General features: G+C 38.9%; 19 protein-coding genes and 1 riboswitch. Of the genes, 15 read left to right on the top strand and 4 right to left on the bottom strand.

Annotated elements, in window-relative coordinates:
• Window positions 1-21: 21 nt before the first annotated feature.
• On the bottom strand, window positions 22-1,236 hold the full coding sequence (locus AC3B6B_RS02370; protein WP_489757110.1) for a multidrug efflux MFS transporter: 1,215 nt from the start codon (window positions 1,234-1,236) through the stop codon (window positions 22-24).
• Between the two features lie 93 nt (window positions 1,237-1,329).
• Between AC3B6B_RS02370 and AC3B6B_RS02375 the strand changes: the two genes are divergently transcribed.
• The 8 genes from AC3B6B_RS02375 (at window position 1,330) to thiW (ending at window position 8,542) form a co-directional block, all read left to right on the top strand.
• A complete protein-coding gene (locus tag AC3B6B_RS02375) occupies window positions 1,330-2,697 on the top strand; it encodes a UDP-N-acetylmuramoyl-tripeptide--D-alanyl-D-alanine ligase (protein WP_489757111.1) in 1,368 nt (455 codons plus the stop codon).
• A gap of 331 nt (window positions 2,698-3,028) precedes the next feature.
• Window positions 3,029-4,531: a degradosome RNA helicase CshA gene (cshA, locus tag AC3B6B_RS02380; protein WP_489757112.1), complete on the top strand. Its 1,503-nt coding sequence runs from the start codon at window positions 3,029-3,031 to the stop codon at window positions 4,529-4,531.
• Between the two features lie 11 nt (window positions 4,532-4,542).
• Window positions 4,543-4,944, top strand: coding sequence for a holo-ACP synthase (gene acpS, locus AC3B6B_RS02385; RefSeq protein ID WP_489757113.1), 402 nt, complete (start codon window positions 4,543-4,545; stop codon window positions 4,942-4,944).
• The gene (gene alr / locus AC3B6B_RS02390; protein WP_489757114.1) at window positions 4,904-6,028 is read left to right on the top strand and encodes an alanine racemase; all 1,125 of its coding nucleotides are present in this window, start codon (window positions 4,904-4,906) and stop codon (window positions 6,026-6,028) included. Before acpS ends, alr begins: the two co-directional genes overlap by 41 nt.
• A gap of 230 nt (window positions 6,029-6,258) precedes the next feature.
• A complete protein-coding gene (locus AC3B6B_RS02395) occupies window positions 6,259-6,522 on the top strand; it encodes a ribbon-helix-helix domain-containing protein (protein WP_489757115.1) in 264 nt (87 codons plus the stop codon).
• Window positions 6,506-6,850: a type II toxin-antitoxin system PemK/MazF family toxin gene (locus tag AC3B6B_RS02400; protein ID WP_489757116.1), complete on the top strand. Its 345-nt coding sequence runs from the start codon at window positions 6,506-6,508 to the stop codon at window positions 6,848-6,850. Before AC3B6B_RS02395 ends, AC3B6B_RS02400 begins: the two co-directional genes overlap by 17 nt.
• 183 nt (window positions 6,851-7,033) lie before the next feature.
• Window positions 7,034-7,747 carry a C39 family peptidase gene (locus AC3B6B_RS02405; protein ID WP_489757117.1) on the top strand — a complete coding sequence of 238 codons (714 nt, stop codon included), beginning with the start codon at window positions 7,034-7,036 and terminating at the stop codon, window positions 7,745-7,747.
• 44 nt (window positions 7,748-7,791) lie between these two features.
• Window positions 7,792-7,880, top strand: a riboswitch (TPP riboswitch).
• 152 nt (window positions 7,881-8,032) lie between these two features.
• Complete coding sequence (thiW, locus tag AC3B6B_RS02410) at window positions 8,033-8,542, top strand: energy coupling factor transporter S component ThiW (protein WP_489757118.1); 510 nt, start codon at window positions 8,033-8,035, stop codon at window positions 8,540-8,542.
• A 73-nt stretch (window positions 8,543-8,615) separates the two neighbouring features.
• Here thiW and cbpA read toward each other — a convergent pair whose 3' ends face one another.
• From cbpA to AC3B6B_RS02425, 3 genes are all read right to left on the bottom strand, one after another.
• A complete protein-coding gene (gene cbpA, locus AC3B6B_RS02415; protein ID WP_489757119.1) occupies window positions 8,616-9,281 on the bottom strand; it encodes a cyclic di-AMP binding protein CbpA in 666 nt (221 codons plus the stop codon).
• A gap of 14 nt (window positions 9,282-9,295) precedes the next feature.
• Window positions 9,296-9,439: a hypothetical protein gene (locus AC3B6B_RS02420; protein WP_489757120.1), complete on the bottom strand. Its 144-nt coding sequence runs from the start codon at window positions 9,437-9,439 to the stop codon at window positions 9,296-9,298.
• Window positions 9,440-9,593: 154 nt separating this feature from the next.
• Window positions 9,594-10,565, bottom strand: coding sequence for an L-lactate dehydrogenase (locus AC3B6B_RS02425; RefSeq protein WP_489757121.1), 972 nt, complete (start codon window positions 10,563-10,565; stop codon window positions 9,594-9,596).
• Between the two features lie 410 nt (window positions 10,566-10,975).
• On the opposite strand from AC3B6B_RS02425, the gene pth reads away from it, so the two are divergent.
• From pth to tilS, 7 genes are all read left to right on the top strand, one after another.
• Window positions 10,976-11,533 (top strand): aminoacyl-tRNA hydrolase, encoded by a 558-nt coding sequence (pth, locus tag AC3B6B_RS02430; protein ID WP_489757122.1) that lies wholly within the window; start codon window positions 10,976-10,978, stop codon window positions 11,531-11,533.
• A gap of 10 nt (window positions 11,534-11,543) precedes the next feature.
• On the top strand, window positions 11,544-15,065 hold the full coding sequence (gene mfd, locus AC3B6B_RS02435) for a transcription-repair coupling factor (protein WP_489757123.1): 3,522 nt from the start codon (window positions 11,544-11,546) through the stop codon (window positions 15,063-15,065).
• A gap of 4 nt (window positions 15,066-15,069) precedes the next feature.
• Complete coding sequence (locus AC3B6B_RS02440; RefSeq protein ID WP_489757124.1) at window positions 15,070-16,599, top strand: putative polysaccharide biosynthesis protein; 1,530 nt, start codon at window positions 15,070-15,072, stop codon at window positions 16,597-16,599.
• 16 nt (window positions 16,600-16,615) lie between these two features.
• The gene (locus AC3B6B_RS02445; RefSeq protein WP_489757125.1) at window positions 16,616-16,858 is read left to right on the top strand and encodes an RNA-binding S4 domain-containing protein; all 243 of its coding nucleotides are present in this window, start codon (window positions 16,616-16,618) and stop codon (window positions 16,856-16,858) included.
• 96 nt (window positions 16,859-16,954) lie between these two features.
• Complete coding sequence (locus tag AC3B6B_RS02450) at window positions 16,955-17,320, top strand: FtsB family cell division protein (protein ID WP_489757126.1); 366 nt, start codon at window positions 16,955-16,957, stop codon at window positions 17,318-17,320.
• A gap of 16 nt (window positions 17,321-17,336) precedes the next feature.
• On the top strand, window positions 17,337-17,744 hold the full coding sequence (locus tag AC3B6B_RS02455; RefSeq protein ID WP_489757127.1) for a S1 domain-containing RNA-binding protein: 408 nt from the start codon (window positions 17,337-17,339) through the stop codon (window positions 17,742-17,744).
• Window positions 17,745-17,783: 39 nt separating this feature from the next.
• The gene (gene tilS / locus AC3B6B_RS02460; RefSeq protein ID WP_489757128.1) at window positions 17,784-19,106 is read left to right on the top strand and encodes a tRNA lysidine(34) synthetase TilS; all 1,323 of its coding nucleotides are present in this window, start codon (window positions 17,784-17,786) and stop codon (window positions 19,104-19,106) included.
• Window positions 19,107-19,109 lie beyond the last annotated feature (3 nt).

Raw genomic sequence — 19,109 nt, forward strand, 5'->3', positions numbered from 1 at the left:
AGTTAAGGGATTCCTAGTAGACTATTGGTTAACATTGTCTTTTAATTTAGGTTTCTTGGTCACTTGTTGAACAAAACCTAAATTGATTAGCTCTAAGAAAGCGGTAGATAAGAAGACCATGGCGTAGCCTAAGGTTCCTGAAACTAACGATCCTAATAAAGGACCGGCAAAATTGCCAATGTACATAAAACTTTGATTATAGCCGAAGATCCGACCAGAAATCTCATGCGGACTTTCTTTGGCTAAAATAGTTTGAACTTGAGGAAGTAGGGCAGCGTTTGAAATACCCACTAAGAAGCGTAAAGCCATTAGTTGCCAGACATTAGTGACAAAAGCTTGTGGAATATAAACGATAGTTGCAAAAATGAGTCCCACAATTAAGACTCGTTTAGTCCCAATGCGGTCACCTAAAGCGCCTAGGCGCGAAGCTAACAGTGCGGATGGAATTCCCGGCATGGCAGTAACTAAACCACTAATAAAGGCCACTTTACCTTGACCATGCATTAATTGATGTACGTACAAACTAATAATAGGGTTAATCGAATTATTAGCTGTTTGAATAATGAAGGTCGTGATACACATGCCAATAATAATTTTGGGATTAGGAATTTGGTGGTACACTTCTTTAAAGGTTGCCTGTTGATCTTTAGGTACCGGAGTAAAGTCTTCTTTGACGAAAAATAGACAAAGAACGAAGGCGCTCAATAATAAAATACCGGTAATTAAGAACGGTAGGCGGTAACCGAAGGATTGTGCGATCACGCCCCCAATTAACGGCCCCAATAGATTACCTGTCACGGTTCCGGTTGTTAAGGTTCCCAAAGCTTTACCTACATTTTTGGAGGGCGCAGTTGTAGCAATTAAAGTGTTAGAATTGCTAATATATCCTGAAAAGATGCCTTGAAGAGCCCGTAAAATTAACAATTCATACACATTAGTGACGATAGACATACAACCAATCACGATAGCCATGCCCAGTGAGGCCCTTAAGATAATGGTCTTACGTCCTTTTCGGTCTGCTAATTTGCCCCACATCGGAGAAATAGCCGCGGAAACTAAAAAGGTAATGGAATATGTAATTCCCGACCAAAATGATAATTGAGCATTACTAAAATGTTGTAACGTGTTAATATATAATGATAAAAATGGCACAACCATGCTAAAACCAATGCCGGCAATAAAATTGCCAAACGTTAAGATATACATGTTTCTTTGCCAATATCGATCTTCCTGCATTAATTTCACTTCCATTTACATGAAAATATTATAGCACTCAAAAAGTTAATTTCTGGCAATTATTCTCAATAAAAATAATTAAGGAGTACATTTATGAAAATGCATTTAAGTCAGATTGCGCAATTGCTGCAATTGAAGCAAACCTTTAGTGAGGATCCCATCGTGCGTGATGTGGTTTTTGATAGTCGTAAAGTGACGCCTGGTTCCTTGTTCGTTCCCTTGATTGATCAACGTGATGGTCATGAATTTGTTGCACAAGCACTGAACCAAGGAGCTGTGGCCACCTTGTGGCAAGCGGATCATCCGTTACCAGCTACGAATGTTGAGAATTATTTAGTGGTGGCTGACCCACTAAAAGCAGTGCAACAGTTGAGCCAAGCCTATTTAGCTCAGGTTCATCCCCAAGTAGTGGGCATTACTGGCAGTAATGGCAAAACAACGACGAAAGATATGGTAGCGGCGATTTTAGCGCAAAAATATCGCGTAGCGAAAACACCGGCTAATTTTAATAATGAAATTGGAGTACCGCTAACCATTTTACAAATGGCTCCCGATACGGAAATTTTAGTGGTAGAAATGGGAATGGATCGTCCCGGTCAGTTGACCGCTTTATCAAAATTAGTTTGTCCCGATGTGGCAGTCATTACGATGATTGGTGAAGCTCACATTGAATTCTTCGGCACACGAGCTAAAATTGCGGATGCTAAGATGGAAATCGTTTCGGCTTTAAAAACAACGGGTTTGTTTATTTACAATGGCTCAGAGCCGCTATTGCAAACTAGAGCCCAAACTGTTTCGCAGGCTAAACAAACTTTCGGTCAGCAATCACAATTAGATGTGTATCCGACGATGATTCAGACTTATCAGACACATACTAATTTTAAAATTAACTGGGATGAAAACTTAGAGTTTAGTTTACCGTTAATGGGTGATTATAATGTGGATAACGCTCTAGCAGCCCTGTTAGTAGGTCGACATTATCAAGTGCCATTAACACGAATGCAGTCAGCATTGCGTGATTTTCAACCTACTAAAAACCGGACCCAGTGGTTGCGGACAGCTGCCGGCACACAAATTTTAAGTGATGTCTATAATGCTAATCCGACGGCGATGATTGATGTGATTAAAAATTTTCAGGAATTTCCGATTACACAACCAGGCCGGCGCCTATTAGTGTTGGGTGATATGTTAGAGCTGGGAGAAAAGTCAGCTCAGTTGCATGCCAGTGTGGCACAAGCCATTGATTTTTCTAAAATTAATAAAATTTACTTATATGGTCAACAGATAGCAGCTTTACAAAAAGCTTTACCACCTGATTTTCCAGTGGCTTTTTATGAACTAAACCAAAAGCAGCAATTAATTAATGATTTAAAAACAACGATTCAGGCCAATGATTTAGTTTTATTAAAAGCTAGCAATGGTTTGCACTTAGATGAAGTTGTGCAGGCACTATTGAAATAAATTGCTCCGGTATTTAATTTAAAACTCAAGCGCACAGCTGATTGTAATGGTGTGACGTTCCCGGAAGCAGCAGTTTGCGACTAGCTACGGCCAAGTTCTTAAGTTTAAAAACCAAAGCTTAAGTCCTTGACCGAAGCCCTACTTAACTTCTCAATGTTCCATGTCACAGTTGATTTGAGTTAAAGTTCTTTATCTTCAATTCAAAACGTGGTAAAGTAGTTAGCTAGTGAAAGTTTCTGAAAAATAATGATAATGATTACAAGACAGTTGATTTGATACAAAACTAGCCCCTGTTTTGTGATTGACTTTCACAATTCTAGGAGGATATTTTTTGAAATTTAGTGAACTTAATTTAAATGAAGACTTATTAAAAGCAACACAGGAAGCGGGCTTTGAAGAGACAACGCCCATTCAAGAAAAGACCATTCCGCTAGTTTTATCAGGGGTGGACGTCATTGGTCAAGCACAAACCGGTACTGGTAAAACCGCTTCTTTTGGTTTGCCATTATTGCAAACAGTGGATACACATGCACCTTATGTTCAAGCTTTGGTTATTTCACCAACTCGAGAACTAGCTGTGCAGACGCAAGAAGAGTTGCATCGTTTAGGTCGCTATCATCATGTAGCAGTGCAAGCAGTTTATGGTGGTTCCGATATTCGGCGGCAAATTCAAGCTTTGCGTAATCATCCCCAAATTGTCGTGGGCACTCCTGGACGGGTTTTGGATCATATTAAGCGCCATACTTTAAAATTAGACCATGTCCAAACGGTTGTGTTAGATGAAGCAGACGAAATGTTGGATATGGGCTTTGTTGAAGATATTGAAAATATCTTGAAGAATGTGCAAGCGGATCATCAAACCTTACTTTATTCAGCAACCATGCCGCGGCCAATTATGAATATTGCTGAAAAGTTTATGAAGGATCCCAAAATAGTTCAAATTAAGTCTAAGGAATTAACCGCAGATAAAATTGAACAATATATGATTCGTTCTAAGGAATATGAAAAGTTTAATACCATGACTCGGTTATTTGACGTTCAAAAGCCAGAATTGGCCGTTATTTTTGGGCGGACCAAACGGCGGGTTGATGAAATTACTCGGGGTTTAAAAGCGCGGGGCTATAATGCTGAAGGTATTCATGGTGATTTGTCCCAACAAAAACGGATGAGTGTTCTGAAGCAATTTAAAGCGGGAAAATTAGAATATTTAGTGGCAACGGATGTTGCTGCGCGGGGCTTAGATATTTCTGGTGTTAGTCACGTATTTAACTATGATATTCCCCAAGATCCAGACAGTTATGTGCATCGAATTGGCCGGACGGGTCGTGCCGGTCGCTCTGGAATTTCCATCACGTTTGTATCACCAAATGAAATGAGTTATTTACGTGCAATTGAACAATTAACTAAGGTGCGGATGTTGCCCTTAAAGCCGCCAACTGATCAACAAGCATTAGCTGGACAGTTAGAAGATGCAACTAAAAAGATTGCTGAACAAATTAGCCATGGTAAATTGGATAAGTTTCAAACAGTGGCACAACAGTTATTGGAACAATATGATGATGTTCAATTAGTTGAATTATTATTGAAGAATTTGACGAAAGATCCTGAAGCCATTCCGGTAAAGATTACACCAGAACGGCCATTGCCGAGTCGCCATAACCGTAATTACCGTGGTGGTAATGATCACCGGTCACATTCTCGTTATCGGGGTAACGACCGTCGGCGGCACAATAATAATGATCGCCGGCATTATTCTCATGATGACCGGCAAAAACGCAACAATAATAACAACCATCATCGTAACTTTACAATTAGGACTAATAATAGTCGGTAAAGGAGTTTCAGTTGATTCAAGGCTTAGGAATTGACATAGCAGGAATTGAGCGCATTTGGCAGGCTTATCAAAAACAGCCCCGTTTTTTAACCAAAGTTTTAACGGTAGCAGAACAAAATGTATTTCATCAATATCGCGGTCAGCGTCAAAAAGAGTTTTTGGCGGGCCGCTTTTCTGCTAAAGAGGCTTTTAGTAAGGCTTTGGGCACCGGTATTGGGCCGGTTAGTTTTCAAGATTTAACAATTTTAAATAGTGATAATGGACAACCTTATGTTAAACAAAAGGTATATACTGGAACTGTTTGGATTTCGATTTCACATACTCAAACTTATGTAATGACCGAAGTTATCTTGGAAAAGGGAAGTGGTTCAGATGCAACCTTCAATCCACCGTCCGACAATGATCACGATTGATCGGCAGGCACTAAGACAGAATTATTTGACTTTTCGGCAATTGGCCGGCCCTCAGCGGCAAGTTTTTGCGGTTGTGAAGGCTGATGCTTATCATCATGGTGCGGTAGAAGTGGCCAAAGCTTTACAGGAAGTCCAAGTGGATGGTTTTTGTGTTGCTACTATTGACGAAGCCTTACAATTGCGGCAGGCTCATATTACAGAATCGATCTTGGTCTTAAATGTTGTTCCGGTTGAACAAGCACCGTTGGCGGCACAACATGACATTTCGCTAACCGTCGATAGCTATGAATGGTTAGTGCAAGCTAGTAAACAGGTTAAAACCCCAGTGAAGGTGCATTTAGCCCTGGATACTGGGATGGGGCGGATTGGTTTTCGAATGCCAGCAGATAAGGCAAGTTTATTAGCGGCATGTCAAATCTTGGAGCAATCACCGTTATTAATTCCGGAAGGAATTTTTACGCATTTTGCGACTGCCGATGAACAAAATTCGGCTTATTTTCAACAACAATGGGCCTCTTTTGAACAGACGGTAACTGCATTGCCACTTAAGTTTACCTATGTGCATATGGCTAATACGGCCACTGCTATTTGGGCGCCAACTTTGGACAACAGTAATTTGGTGCGGCTCGGGATTGGTTTGTACGGACTAAGTCCGGCCGGTAAGTTGCGTAATGATGTGTCGTTACCTTTAAAACCCGTTTTAAGCTTAACTAGTCAAATTGTTGCTTTGCGCCAGTTACATGCCGGTGACAAAGTCGGCTATGGAGCAACGTATACCGTGCAAGCTGAGTCGGAATGGATTGCCACGGTGCCACTGGGTTATGCTGACGGCTGGCATCGAAATTTGAGTGGTGGTTCGGTCTTAGTAGCAGGGCATAAGTGTCCGATTGTGGGGCGCATTTGTATGGATCAGTTAATGATTAAAGTTCCTCAGCGTTATGCGTTAGGAACTACCGTGACGCTGATCGGTACTCAAGACCAGCAAACTATTAGTGTTGATGATGTAGCTAGCTATGGTCAAACCATTAACTATGAAATTTTATGTTCTCTATCCGAGCGAATTCCCCGCACGTATATTAATTAGGTACTCAACTGAATTAACGTCAGAAGCAGTCCTGTTTTTTAAATTAATTGTGTTAAAATGACATTAAGTTTAAAAAAACAGACTTCTGGAACACTGAACTCTAGCTATGAATAACTTCTAAACAAGATATAATAGTTATTAGCTGATTTTTGGATAATTAGTTGCTAGCGACTGAGTCCGGTAGTTGACAATGATATTTAATTGGTAAAAGATTAGGGGGGAGAATAACCATGGCCGCATTTCAGAAAAATTTTTCCGTTCAATTAGATTCTGATGTCGTCGATCGATTGCAGAAGTATAGCGCTGAAAATGCTTGTGATACTAATTATGTTATTGATGAAGCATTGTTTAACTTCTTTCAGCAAGAGGATCGGATGGTAGGTCAATTAGTTGATGGTTATTTAAATATGGCAGATATTAACGAAGAAATAAGTAATGCTTTTTCAATTTGTGAACAGGAAGTAGATAGGCAAGTCAGTGGCTATTCCAATTAAACGTGGCGACGTATTTTTCGCCGATTTATCACCCGTGGTTGGTTCCGAACAAGGTGGAATGCGACCAGTATTAGTAGTACAAAATAATGTCGGTAATCGTTACAGCCCGACAACCGTTATTGTTGCCATTACTGGGCGAATCGAAAAGCCGAAGATGCCGACGCATGTTGGTATTACTAAGGAAGATGGTTTTAGTAAAGATTCAGTGATTTTAACTGAACAAATTCGCACAATTGATAAGCAACGTTTAAAAGAAAAAGTAACGACTCTGTCAGCAGAAAAAATGAGTGCAGTTGATAAAGCTTTAAGAATTAGTATTCATGTATAAAATTAAGATTGCGATAAAAGACGTTGTAAGTGGAAGTACTAAATAGCATTTGAGAAAGCAGTCTTCACAAAAATGTTCGCAAATTTTTAAAAATTTGTGGGCATTTTTTGTTTTAACTTTTTTTAACTAGCGAAATTAATAATTATCGTACAAAAAAGCCAGTATCTGAGTATAATTATTTATATGAAAAAAACTACAAAGTTCGTCATATTCTTTTTAGCAATCTTCTTAGTTGGTGGTCTAGGTTATTATTTGTTTATCGCCGCCGATGGTCTGCATAATCCGTTCACTTACCATCAAGAGGTTTTATTAGATGTACCTTACGAAAATCAACTAGAGGATAATCCTTTAAAAAATGGCTGTGAAGTGACTTCATTGTCAATGTTATTGCGATACTATGGTTTTCACGAAACTAAAAATGACTTGGCAGCTCAGATTGACCGTCAGCCTTTTTTGGTAGATGCGACGCACCATGGTGATCCGCGTAAGGGTTTTGTTGGTAATATCAAAGATGGTTATGCAGCTATGGGCGTTTACGTGGAACCAATTAGTAAGTTGTGTCGGCAAATTGTCGGTAACAAATATCAGGTTCACAGTGGCGAAAATTTACAGCCAGCCGATTTAAAACGTTTGATACACCATGAGAAACCAGTTTGGATTTTGGCTACGTTAGATTTTCAACCAGTGACCAAAAATGATTTGCTCAAATGGAAGACGCCTTCAGGAACAATGACCGTCAGTCCTTTGATTCATTCGGTAGTTGTGACTGGTATTGATCAACATTATTTTTATGTAAATGACCCACTCAAGAAAAAAGATCGGAAAGTTCCAATTAAAAAATTATTGCGTTCCTTTACGGGAATGCGAGCTCAATATTTATATTTAAGTCAAAAATAAATTTGGGTGTTCCTAAATCAACAAAAGCTACTATAATGAATTTTAGAAAGTCTACGGGGTGCTAAATAGCTGAGAACATACTCGTGAACCTGATCTAGATAATACTAGCGCAGGAATAGACACAAAATAAGCTGGCAGCTAATTGTTGATAACTGATCTTGAGATAAGGGAATTGTTTTGAGATCTGGCTGAAGCTGATTAGTTCTTGAACTTATTTTGGCTTCAAGATGTTTTTAAGGCTGTGAACCCCCTTCGACTTTAATTCAATAGTTGGAGGAAACAGTGATGACGAAACAAAGTTTGCAGGTCAAAAGATTAACAGTGATAGCATTAATGATTGCGTTGGATTTTATCCTATCACCAATTTTGAGAGTCGAGGGCATGGCTCCCATGTCGAGTGTTGTCAATATCATTGCGGCGGTATTAATGAATCCGTTCGCTGCGACGTTGATGGCCTTGATTTGTGGGTTAATGCGGATGCTATTTTTAGGTATTCCGCCATTAGCTTTAACAGGAGCGGTTTTTGGCGCTTTTTTAGCGGCATTCTTTTACAAAGTTTGGCCGCATTCGTGGGCAGCTGCTCTGGGAGAAATAATTGGTACGGGCATTATTGGTTCATTATTATCTTATCCAGTAATGGCCTGGTTCACAGGATCAGCTAGTGGCTTATATTTATTCGTTTATACGCCCCGTTTTTTAGGCGCAGCCATTATGGGTTCTATTGTATCTTGTTTATTATTAATTAAATTGGGTAAATTATCTACCTTTCAAAAGATCCAAAAGTTATTTCGTTAAAAAATAAAAAATGAGGCTCGGACCAAAATTGTCCGAGCCTCATTTTAGTATTAAAAAAATTCTTCAATTGACTTTAAGCTTGGGGGAGCTCGTTTAAAATAGTGCCCTTTTGCAAATCATCAATTTCGGCTACGCGAAAGTTGTTTTCTTCTAGTTCATGAACAATTTTTGCTAGCGTAGCTGGTGTCAGTCCCGATTGTAACGTAAATAAATTCCGCCGTACGAGAGCTGTTTTGCGGGCATCCAAGGTTAAGCAACCAGCAATATTAGCATAGCGACTAATAATTGAAGACATAGCTGCTAATTCGCCGCTTTGTCCCGAGGAAATTACCGTTAAGACGTAACTACCAGTATTAATATTCCAGGCTTCAGATAACATATTTAATAATTTAGTATGTGTTAAAATTCCGTAAAAATGGTTGTTCTCGTCTAAAACAGCAATGTAAGGTAAATCTTTAATATTAAAAAAGACTTTAAAAAAGGGAGCGTTCACGGGAATGGTTTTGGTTGCATTCTTGATTAGATAGGTAACTGGTAAGTTCATATCACCCCCACGTGATTTGTGACGGTAAATGTGCATTTTATAAATATTGCCCCGAAAGATTGTTCCCGTTTCATCTAAAATCGGGACACACCGAAAACCAGTATCTTCTAAAATTTGTAAAGCTTCAGCTAAAGTAACTGATTCTTGAACCGTAGTTAAAAATTGTTTTTTTAAAACAAGTGATTTAATCAGCATGATTGTCTCCTTTACTACTCATCGCTGGAAGCAAAATAAGCTGCTGGCCAAAAGGCAACAAACAAAGGTACAATACCTAACCACCAATTTTCTAAAGCAATGCCACCTAAAACGCATAACACACATAAGACTAATAAAATAATCATGAACTTCTTCATTGATGAACCTCCAATCATTATCTATTATCTTTTATTGTAAAGCCAAGTTCCGGGTTTGACAAATTAATGACGATTAATTTGGCCATAAAAAAAGACTGAAGTGATTGTTACTCTGATTGCTCCAATCTCTGATTCAGTCTTTTGTTTAATTAAATTATTTAATGCCAACTTCTTTAAAGCTATCTTCAGCAACTTTCCGTAATTGCGCTGCAGAATTGTCCATTTTAGCTTTTTCGGCATCAGTTAAAGGAATTTCCAAAATCTTTTGGACACCATTGCGGTTAATCACAGTTGGTGAACTGATGTATAGATCTTGGACACCGTATTGACCGTTCATCCCAACGGATAATGGTAAAACAGTATTTTCATCACGTAACAAAGCTTGGCAGATTCGTGCTAAAGCAGTACCAATACCATAGAAGGTAGCACCTTTAGTATTAATAATGTCGTAAGCAGCATTAACGATGGTATCATTGAGTTCAGCTAATTTTTCTTCGGTTAATTCTGGATGAGTAGCACGCAATTCAGCCATTGTTAAGCCCCCAACTGTTACATGAGACCAGGCAGCAAATTCACTATCACCGTGTTCACCCAAGATATAGCCGTGAACTGAACGAGGGTCAACATTTAATTCTTGACCAACAAATTTCCGTAAACGAGCAGTATCTAGTGAAGTACCAGTACCGATAACCCGTTCTCTTGGGAAACCAGAAATCTTCCAAGTACCATAAGTTAAAATATCTACTGGGTTAGCAGCAACTAAAAAGATTCCATTAAATCCAGAATCAACGATTGGTTTAATGATCGTTTGTAGAATCTTTAAATTCTTATTAACTAAATCTAATCTCGTCTCACCGGGCTTTTGTGGAGCACCAGCAGTAATGACAACGATATCAGCATCTTTGGCGTCACTATATTCAGCAGAATAAAGTTTAGTTGGATAACTTAAAGGTGTGGCATCAGCAAGGTCCAATGCGTCACCTTTGGTCTTATCTTTAGCAATATCAGTAATGCCAATTTCGTTAGCAATACCTTGTAAAGTCATTGCGTAAGCAAATGTTGAACCAACAGCACCATCACCAACTAATAAAATTTTAGTATGGTTTTTATCTGTAATACTTGTCATGAATTCTACCCCTTTTTTTACTTTGTTAATAACTGCACGACTTGATTTTACCACGCAAGTTTCTGAAAAAAAAGTGGTTTGTGTAATTTGACACTATTAAATTAGACTAAAATAGCCTGAGAAAGCTATTTGAGTTCCATTACTATGACGGATATTTTTTCAAGATAAATGTTATAATCAAGCAGCAATGCTTGTTAAAATTATGTTGAAATCAAAAATTACGAGCTATTAATATTAATTGCTGGGCTTTGTTTTCAACCACAACGAACATTAATTATTAGTGATAACCTAAACACTAGCATTTTAAGTCGAAGGGACTTAAATTTTTTAGAGAAAGATTGAATTGGAAAAATTAAGCAATATTAGTTAATAAATTATGTAATTAAAACTTGAAAACTAGGTGAAAAATTATGAAGGCAATTTTTGGATTAGGCAATCCGGGCGTACAATATGATCAGACAAAACATAATATGGGGTTTATGACAATTGATCAATTGGCCCAGTATTATCAAGTGGAATTAAACAAAAAAGAATGTTCCGCACTAGATGTGCGTTTTAAATTACAGGGCGAAGCAATTTATTTAGTTAAGCCCTTAACATTTATGAATACTTCAGGTAATGCGGTACGAATGCTCATGGATTATTATCAAATTCGTCCGGAAGAAATTTTAGTGATTCAAGATGATTTAGATATGCCAATTGGGAAGGTCCGTTTACGTCAACAAGGCTCAGCTGGTGGACATAATGGTATAAAAAGTATTATCTCTGCGGTCGGAACCAAAGAATTCAAGCGGGTTAAGATTGGAATTGGGCATCCTAAACGTTCACAAGTGATTAATTGGGTGTTAGATCCATTTTCTGAGGCTGATGCGCCCCAGGCGCAAGCTGGCATCCAGCGGGCAGCTGAAGCGATTGAACAATGGATTACTACGGATAATTTTCAACAAACAATGAATGATTTTAATTAGGAGAAAGATAGTGCAACTAGTTGATTTTTTAAAACAAAATCATGATTTGAAAAAATTTATTGCGCAATTACAACCGCAATCAAAACAATTATTGACGGGTCTTAGTGGATCGGCTAAAGCATTATTTTTAGCCACTTTAGTTGAGCAAACACAACAACCAGTGTTGCTCGTTACTGATAATAATTACCATGCAGATTTGTTATGTGATGATTTACACCAATTGCTACCAGCACAGCAACTGTATAACTTTTCAGTGGAAGCCTTAATTGCGACGCAAGTAGCAACTAGCTCACCGCAGGCTTTACGGCAACGGATTTTAGCTTTGAATTTTTTACAGACGAAACGTCCGGGAATTGTGGTGACTTCGGTTAGTGGTCTGGAATATTTGTTACCAACACCAGAACAATTTGCTGAAGCGCAAGTAAGTTTAAAAGTCGGCCAAGAAATTACGGTGGAACACCTGCTACAACAACTAGTGACTTTGGGATATCGGCGGGATAGTTTAGTTGCCCATCCTGGTGAGTTTGCTTTGCGCGGCGATATCTTAGACTTTTATCCGTTAACCAGTAACCAACCAGTTAGATTAGAATTGTTTGGCGATGAGCTTGATACGATTCATGAATTTGACCCGCAAAGTCAACGCAGCCAAGCGCAGTTATCACAAATTACCATTACACCAGCGCAAGATCAATTAGTCACGCCAGAAGCCTTGAAGCAAAGTGGTCAACACTTACAAAAGCGTTTGCAAGCTGATTTAAAGAAAATTAAAGATGACGCTACTAAAAAGGCGTTACGGACCAATTTTCAAGCTGATATTGACCAAATGTTACGTGCACAACTGCCAGCTAATTTAAATCAATATGTGGATTTATTATATTCTACGACTACGACGTTAACTGATTATTTAGCGCCCACTGGGGTTTTGGTTTACGATGACTATAATCGTTTGCAAGAACAAGAGCGCGCCAATGTTGAAGAAAATACGGCGTGGATGAGCGGACAATTGGAAACAGGGAAGTTATTGCCACAACAACAATTGCGGCAAACATTTAATCAAGTGACGACTAAAATCCAGCAGCCGCAAATTTATCTATCATTATTTCAAAGAAGTAGTTATACTTTTCGCTTACAGCAATTGCTGCATGTAAATAGCCGCAGTGTTCAACAATTTTTTAGTAATTTACCGTTATTAAAGACGGAGATCAACCGGTGGCAAAAGCAAGGATACACGATTGTTTTATTAATCAGTAATCAAAGTAATTTACAAAAATTACAACGAACTTTAGCCGATTTTGAGATCACAGCCAAAACCGCAACGCTTACCACTTTACAAAAAGGTCAGACTCAATTAGTAGCTGGCGGTTTTCATGCTGGCGTTGATCTGCCCCAAGAAAAAGTGGTTATTATTACTGATAAGGAGTTATTCAATCGCCAGCCGCAACGCAAACGTGTCCGTTCAACGATTAGTAATGCGCAACGATTAAAAAGTTATACGGATTTGAAACCGGGAGATTACGTAGTCCATGTTAATCATGGTATTGGTAAATTCTTGGGTACGCAGACATTAGAAGTGGACGGTAAGCACCAGGACTATATGACCATTGAGTATCGTGATGATGGCAAGTTGTTTATTCCCGTTACGCAATTGAACATGGTCCAAAAATATGTGTCTGCTGAAGGCAAATCACCGAAGTTAAATAAGTTAGGTGGTAGTGAATGGCATAAGACTAAGCAAAAAGTTCAAAAAAACATCGAAGATATTGCTGATGATTTGGTAAAATTATATGCTCAGCGAGAATCAGAACCGGGTTTTGCTTTTTCCCCAGATGATGATTTGCAAACAAAGTTTGACGAACAATTTGCTTATATTGAAACACCAGATCAATTGCGCAGTATTGCGGAAGTGAAAGCGGATATGGAAAAACCCCATCCCATGGAACGGCTATTAGTGGGTGATGTGGGGTTTGGTAAGACAGAAGTCGCTTTACGCGCAGCTTTTAAAGCAGTCAATGATAATAAGCAAGTGGCCTTTTTGGTACCAACAACTATCTTGGCACAGCAGCATTACCAGACGATGTTGGAGCGTTTTGCGGATTTTCCGGTACAGATTGCGATTATGTCACGGTTTCAAACCGCAGCACAGCAGCGGCAAACTAAGCAAGGCTTAATTGATGGCAGCGTGGATATTGTTGTCGGCACCCATCGCTTGTTGTCGAAGGATATCCAGTTTAAAGATTTAGGTCTATTGATTATTGACGAAGAGCAACGTTTTGGTGTAAAGCATAAAGAACGCTTAAAACAACTCAAATCACAAATTGATGTTTTATCCATGACTGCCACCCCAATTCCACGAACTTTGAACATGTCGATGATGGGGGTTCGGGATTTGTCGGTGATTGAGACGGCTCCTCCTAACCGCTATCCGATTCAAACATTTGTTATGGAACAAAATTATGAAGTCATTCGAAACGCGATTGAACGCGAAATCCAGCGTGGTGGACAAGTATTTTATCTACACAATCGGGTTGAAGATATGGAGCAAACCGTTAGTATCTTGGAGGATTTGATTCCGGATGTTCGAGTCGGGATTGCTAATGGTCAAATGTCCGAAAACCAGTTAGAGAGTGTGATTACTAGTTTTTTAAATGGTGAATATGATGTGTTGGTGACCACCACAATTATTGAAACCGGTGTCGATATTGCCAATGCCAATACGCTAATTGTTGAGAACGCGGACCATTATGGCTTATCTCAGTTGTACCAATTACGTGGGCGGGTTGGGCGTTCCAGTCGCGTGGCGTATGCTTATTTTATGTATCAACCTAATAAAACTTTGACAGAAGTTGGCGAAAAGCGCTTGGAAGCTGTTAAGAATTTTACAGAGTTAGGTTCCGGTTTCAAAATTGCAATGCGCGATTTAGCTATTCGAGGTGCTGGTAATTTATTAGGCCAGCAACAGCATGGTTTTATTGACTCTGTGGGCTATGACTTGTATACGCAAATGCTCAATGAAGCAGTTGCCAAAAAGCGCAATCAACAAGCACAAACGCCGTTAACCGATGCTCAATTACGGTTAAATGTCGAAGCTTATTTACCACATGAGTATATCAGTGATGAAAGTCAAAAAATTGAAATTTATAAGCGGCTACGTGAAGCCAAGTCCCTAGAGCAGATTACCCAATTAGGACAGGAACTTCAGGAACGTTTTGGCCGTTTTCCACAAGAAGTAACTAATTTATTGCAGATTAGTGCCATAAAGATTTTAGCCGATCAAGCATTGGTTAAGAAGATTGTGCAACTAGAGACACAAGTCGAAATAACGTTTGATCCAGTGGCTAATCGTTATTTAACAGGAAAACAACTTTTCGCTAATTTGGCAACTGTTGATTTTAAGGCCCGAGTGGCTAATGAGCACCATTATTTTGTGATAAAATTACAGTTGAAACCAACTGATGATTTATTAGCTGGTTTAAAACAACTTTTAACGCCATTTGCTAAACAGGCGCAGGCCAAATTAGAAAAGACAAGTTAAAACAATGAAAAAAAAGCAATTACATTTTTGGTGGCAAAGTACGTGGATTCTGTCATTATCAGCACTAATTACTAAAATTTTGAGTGCTTTATACCGCATCCCATTACAAAATATTGTTGGTGATCGCGGCTTTTTTGTCTACCAGCAGGTTTATCCAATTTACGGACTTTGGACAGCGATTACGTTAACCGGTTTGCCAATGTTTATTTCGCAAATAATGGTGGAGGATCCTGATCACCAACAAAGTAATTATCAGCATTTGCGTAATTGGTTAGTGTTACTAGCGATTATTTCAGCAGTAACTTTGTGGTTAGTTGCGCCAGATTTGGCACGGTTGATGGGCGATCGAAAGTTAAGTTATTTGATTCAAACGGTAGCAGGCTTTTATCTATTAGCGCCACTGGCGGCCTTATTTCGTGGGATTTTTCAAGGTAAGCTCTTGATGTTGCCTACGGCTTTAGCGCAGGTGAGTGAACAAATTGCACGCGTGCTAGTGATTGTGTTCGTTGCGCTGGGTTTTAAACAATTTCATTGGTCGTTATATTTAATGGGAAGTTTAGCACACGCAGGGGCCATTGTAGGAGCCATAGTTGGTTTATTAGTATTAGGGTATTTTTGGACACAAATTCACCTACAGCAAGTAACAGACAATTCGCAACCAGTTGTTTGGCAGCAACTAAGACACCGCTTTTTGACCGAAGGCTTAGCCCTTAGTTTATTTGGTAGCATTTTAATTTTGTTACAATTAGTTGATTCCGTCACGGTCTTGAAGTTATTACGCCAGATCCACGTAGCACATCCGCAAGTAGTAAAGGGCATTTATGATCGCGGGCAACCACTAGCCCAATTAGGCATTGTGATTGCTGTTTCTTTTGCGACAACTTTACTACCACAAATTAGCGCACAACGTGGACCCAAGGCTCAACAGTTGGTGGCGGCTACTTTACATGTTTCCTTGGTGTTAGCGAGTGCTTGTGCAGTGGGGTTGGCCGTTTTAATGCCACAAATCAATACCTTACTTTTTACCAATGCTCAGCAAAGTCTGAGTTTAGCAATTTATGTTTTATCGCTCATCTTTATTTCTTATGTCACCATTATCAATACGATTATGCATGCTTTTCATCAACAACAAAAAAATTGGCGGGTGTTAGTCGTTGGTATTGTGGTCAAGTTATTAGCTAATTTGGGCTTGATGCCCATTTTGGGAATTCAAGGGGCTAGTTGGGCTACTTTATTAGCTAGTTTAGTCATGGCCGCACTGATTTATCATTATTCAGGTGCTTTCTTACAAAAAATTATCTGGAAAGAAAATTTCTGCTTAAAAGTTATTGTTATTGTTGGTACAATGGGATTAATTGTTGGAGCTACTAGTTGGTGCTGGCAATTTATTTGGCCACTAGATCGTTTCCATGCTGCCATTGAAACACTGTTCGAAGCTGGTTTGGGAGTGATCTTAGTCTTAGGAGGTAGTTATTATAGCCATCTGTGGTCAAAAGCAGAATGGCAGTTATTACCGGGAGCAAAATTTCTGTGAAAAAAAGGAGTCAAACATGCGCTTAGATAAATATTTGAAGTTGTCGCGATTAGTGAAACGACGGCCATTAGCTAAAGAGTTAGCTGACAAAGGACGAGTAGAAGTCAATGAGCGAGTTGCTAAATCCGCTAGTGATGTAGAAATTGGCGATCAAATTACAATTCACTATGGTAATCGTCAAGTGCAAGTACGCGTAGTGGCAACACCGCAAATTGTTAAAAAAGAAGATGCAGCGAAGATGTATCAGAGATTAGACTGATTAAATAATAGACAATATAATATTAATGTTGTTATACTCAAAATAGGATAGCTAAACGGAGGGATTATTTTGTCTAATCAGCCGAGGACTAATAACGTGAGTCCAATTAACATTGATAATGAAGATCGGTCAGCTGAACGTCAATTTAAACGGCATGTTCAAGCAGTTCATCGGCGCCGGGTAACGGTATTACTGGGAGTACTAGCCTTGATTAGTCTGTTATTTGGTGGACGCATTTATCAAGCTAATAAAACGCAAGCCGTAACCAAGCAAAGTGTCTTTCAACAGCAACAGAAGTTGACAGCGGCAAAAAATAAAAACGCCGATTTACAAAACGAAATTCAGCAATTACATCGACCAGAATATCTCGACAATTTAATTCGTTATCGATTCAACTATTCTAAAAATGAGGAAATCATTTATAATATTCCTAATGAATCAAATAAAAATTTAAATTTTTAAGGAGTAAGGAAAGAAAATGACCGTATCGGTAGGAACAAAAGTAACGGGTAAAGTGGTTGGCATTAAAAATTTTGGAGCTTTTGTTGATATTGGTAATGGCCAGAGTGGTCTGGTACATATTAGCCAGATTTCTAATGATTATGTCAAAGATATTCATGATAAGTTGAGTATTGGTGATGAAGTTACCGCTATTGTGGTGAGCGTTGATAATGGTAAAATTGCTTTATCAATGAAAAAAGCTGAACCCAAACCTAGTTATAAACGTCATGGTGGACATAATAATCATGGTCATGTTGCTACACATAAATCGGAGGATTTTGATGACTTATTAGCTGGTTTTATGAAAGAAAGTCAGGATCGTTTGGCAACGATTAAAAAGAACACTGAAGGGAAAAGAGGCGGCCGTGGTGGTCGTCGTGGTTAAGTGCGAGCAAGTTTAGCCCGGACTTTTTTAGTATAAATTATGGATGTGACAGAAGCTAAATTTGTTCAAGAAGTGCGTACTTATCAAGATTGGACTGCTAAAACGCGTGTGTTAATTGCGGTTTCTGGCGGTAGTGATTCCCTGGCATTGTTAAACTTGGTGTTACAATTACCTCAAGCTTGGCGCCCTGTGATTCATGTGGCAACTGTTGATTTTCAGTTGCGAGCGCAAAGTGTGTCAGAAGTGGTTTTAGTGCAGCAGTTTTGTCAACAGCACCAGATTGCTTTTCATACGATTACTTGGCAGCATGAATCGGTAGTGACGGATTTAGAAAATCAAGCCCGCCAATTTCGTTATCAGTACTTTGCACAATTAATGAAGCAATTTGATTTAGAACAATTATTAGTTGCGCATCAGCAAGATGATCAAGTGGAAACAATCTTAATGAAATTGATCCGAAGTGGTAGTTTGTGGGAAGTGCCGGCAATGCAGCGGTGTCGGGCTTTTGCTTCTGGACAATTAATACGACCGTTGCTCAATTTTTCTAAGCAAGAATTAGTGGCTTACTTACAACGCCAGCACATTAGCTTTGCAGTTGATGCAACTAACTTTGAAGATATTACGTGGCGCAATCAATTGCGCAATCAAATCATTCCCCAACTGCAAGCATTAAATCCGCAATTTTCCCAGCACGTAACTAATTTTGCTACCCAGTTACAACAGTCAGTGCAATTGACAACAGCAATGTTTGAACAATTACAAACGCTCAGTGTTAATGTTGGCGCGCAAGCATTAGATATGGATTTAACGGCGATTAATTCTTTAAATGCGGAGCAAACAGTTTTATTTATTCAATATGTATGCCATCACCAGTTAAACTTAGATTTAACTAACCGCCAATTGCAACAAGTTAAACGCTTATTACCACAAGCTAACGCCCAGATGGATATTGGACAGAATTGGTTACTGGTGAAAGCTTATCAAAAATTAAGTCTGCTTCAGAAGCCACAATCGAAAAAGACATTCGCGCTTGCGCTCAAGCTGAACCAGCCCTGTCTTGCAAATGATGGACAAAAGTTTACAATTAAACAGTCTTCAAAAATCAATCGCAATACTTTTTATTTTAATCGTTTGCCACAAAAGATTCGGATTCGGACACGCCAGCCAGGAGATCGTGTGCGTTTAATGAACGGGCAGCATCAAAAGCTAAAAGATCGTTTGATTAACTTGAAGTTGCCCCGCTTATTGCGAGATCAATTGTGGGTAGTCACTTTTGATGAAGAAATTGTTTGGATTAAAGATATTTATCGTTATCAAATTTCCCCTACACAATATTTATTTGAAATTAAGATTGGAGATTAATTA

This window comes from Bombilactobacillus sp. ESL1197 (genome assembly GCF_058107145.1).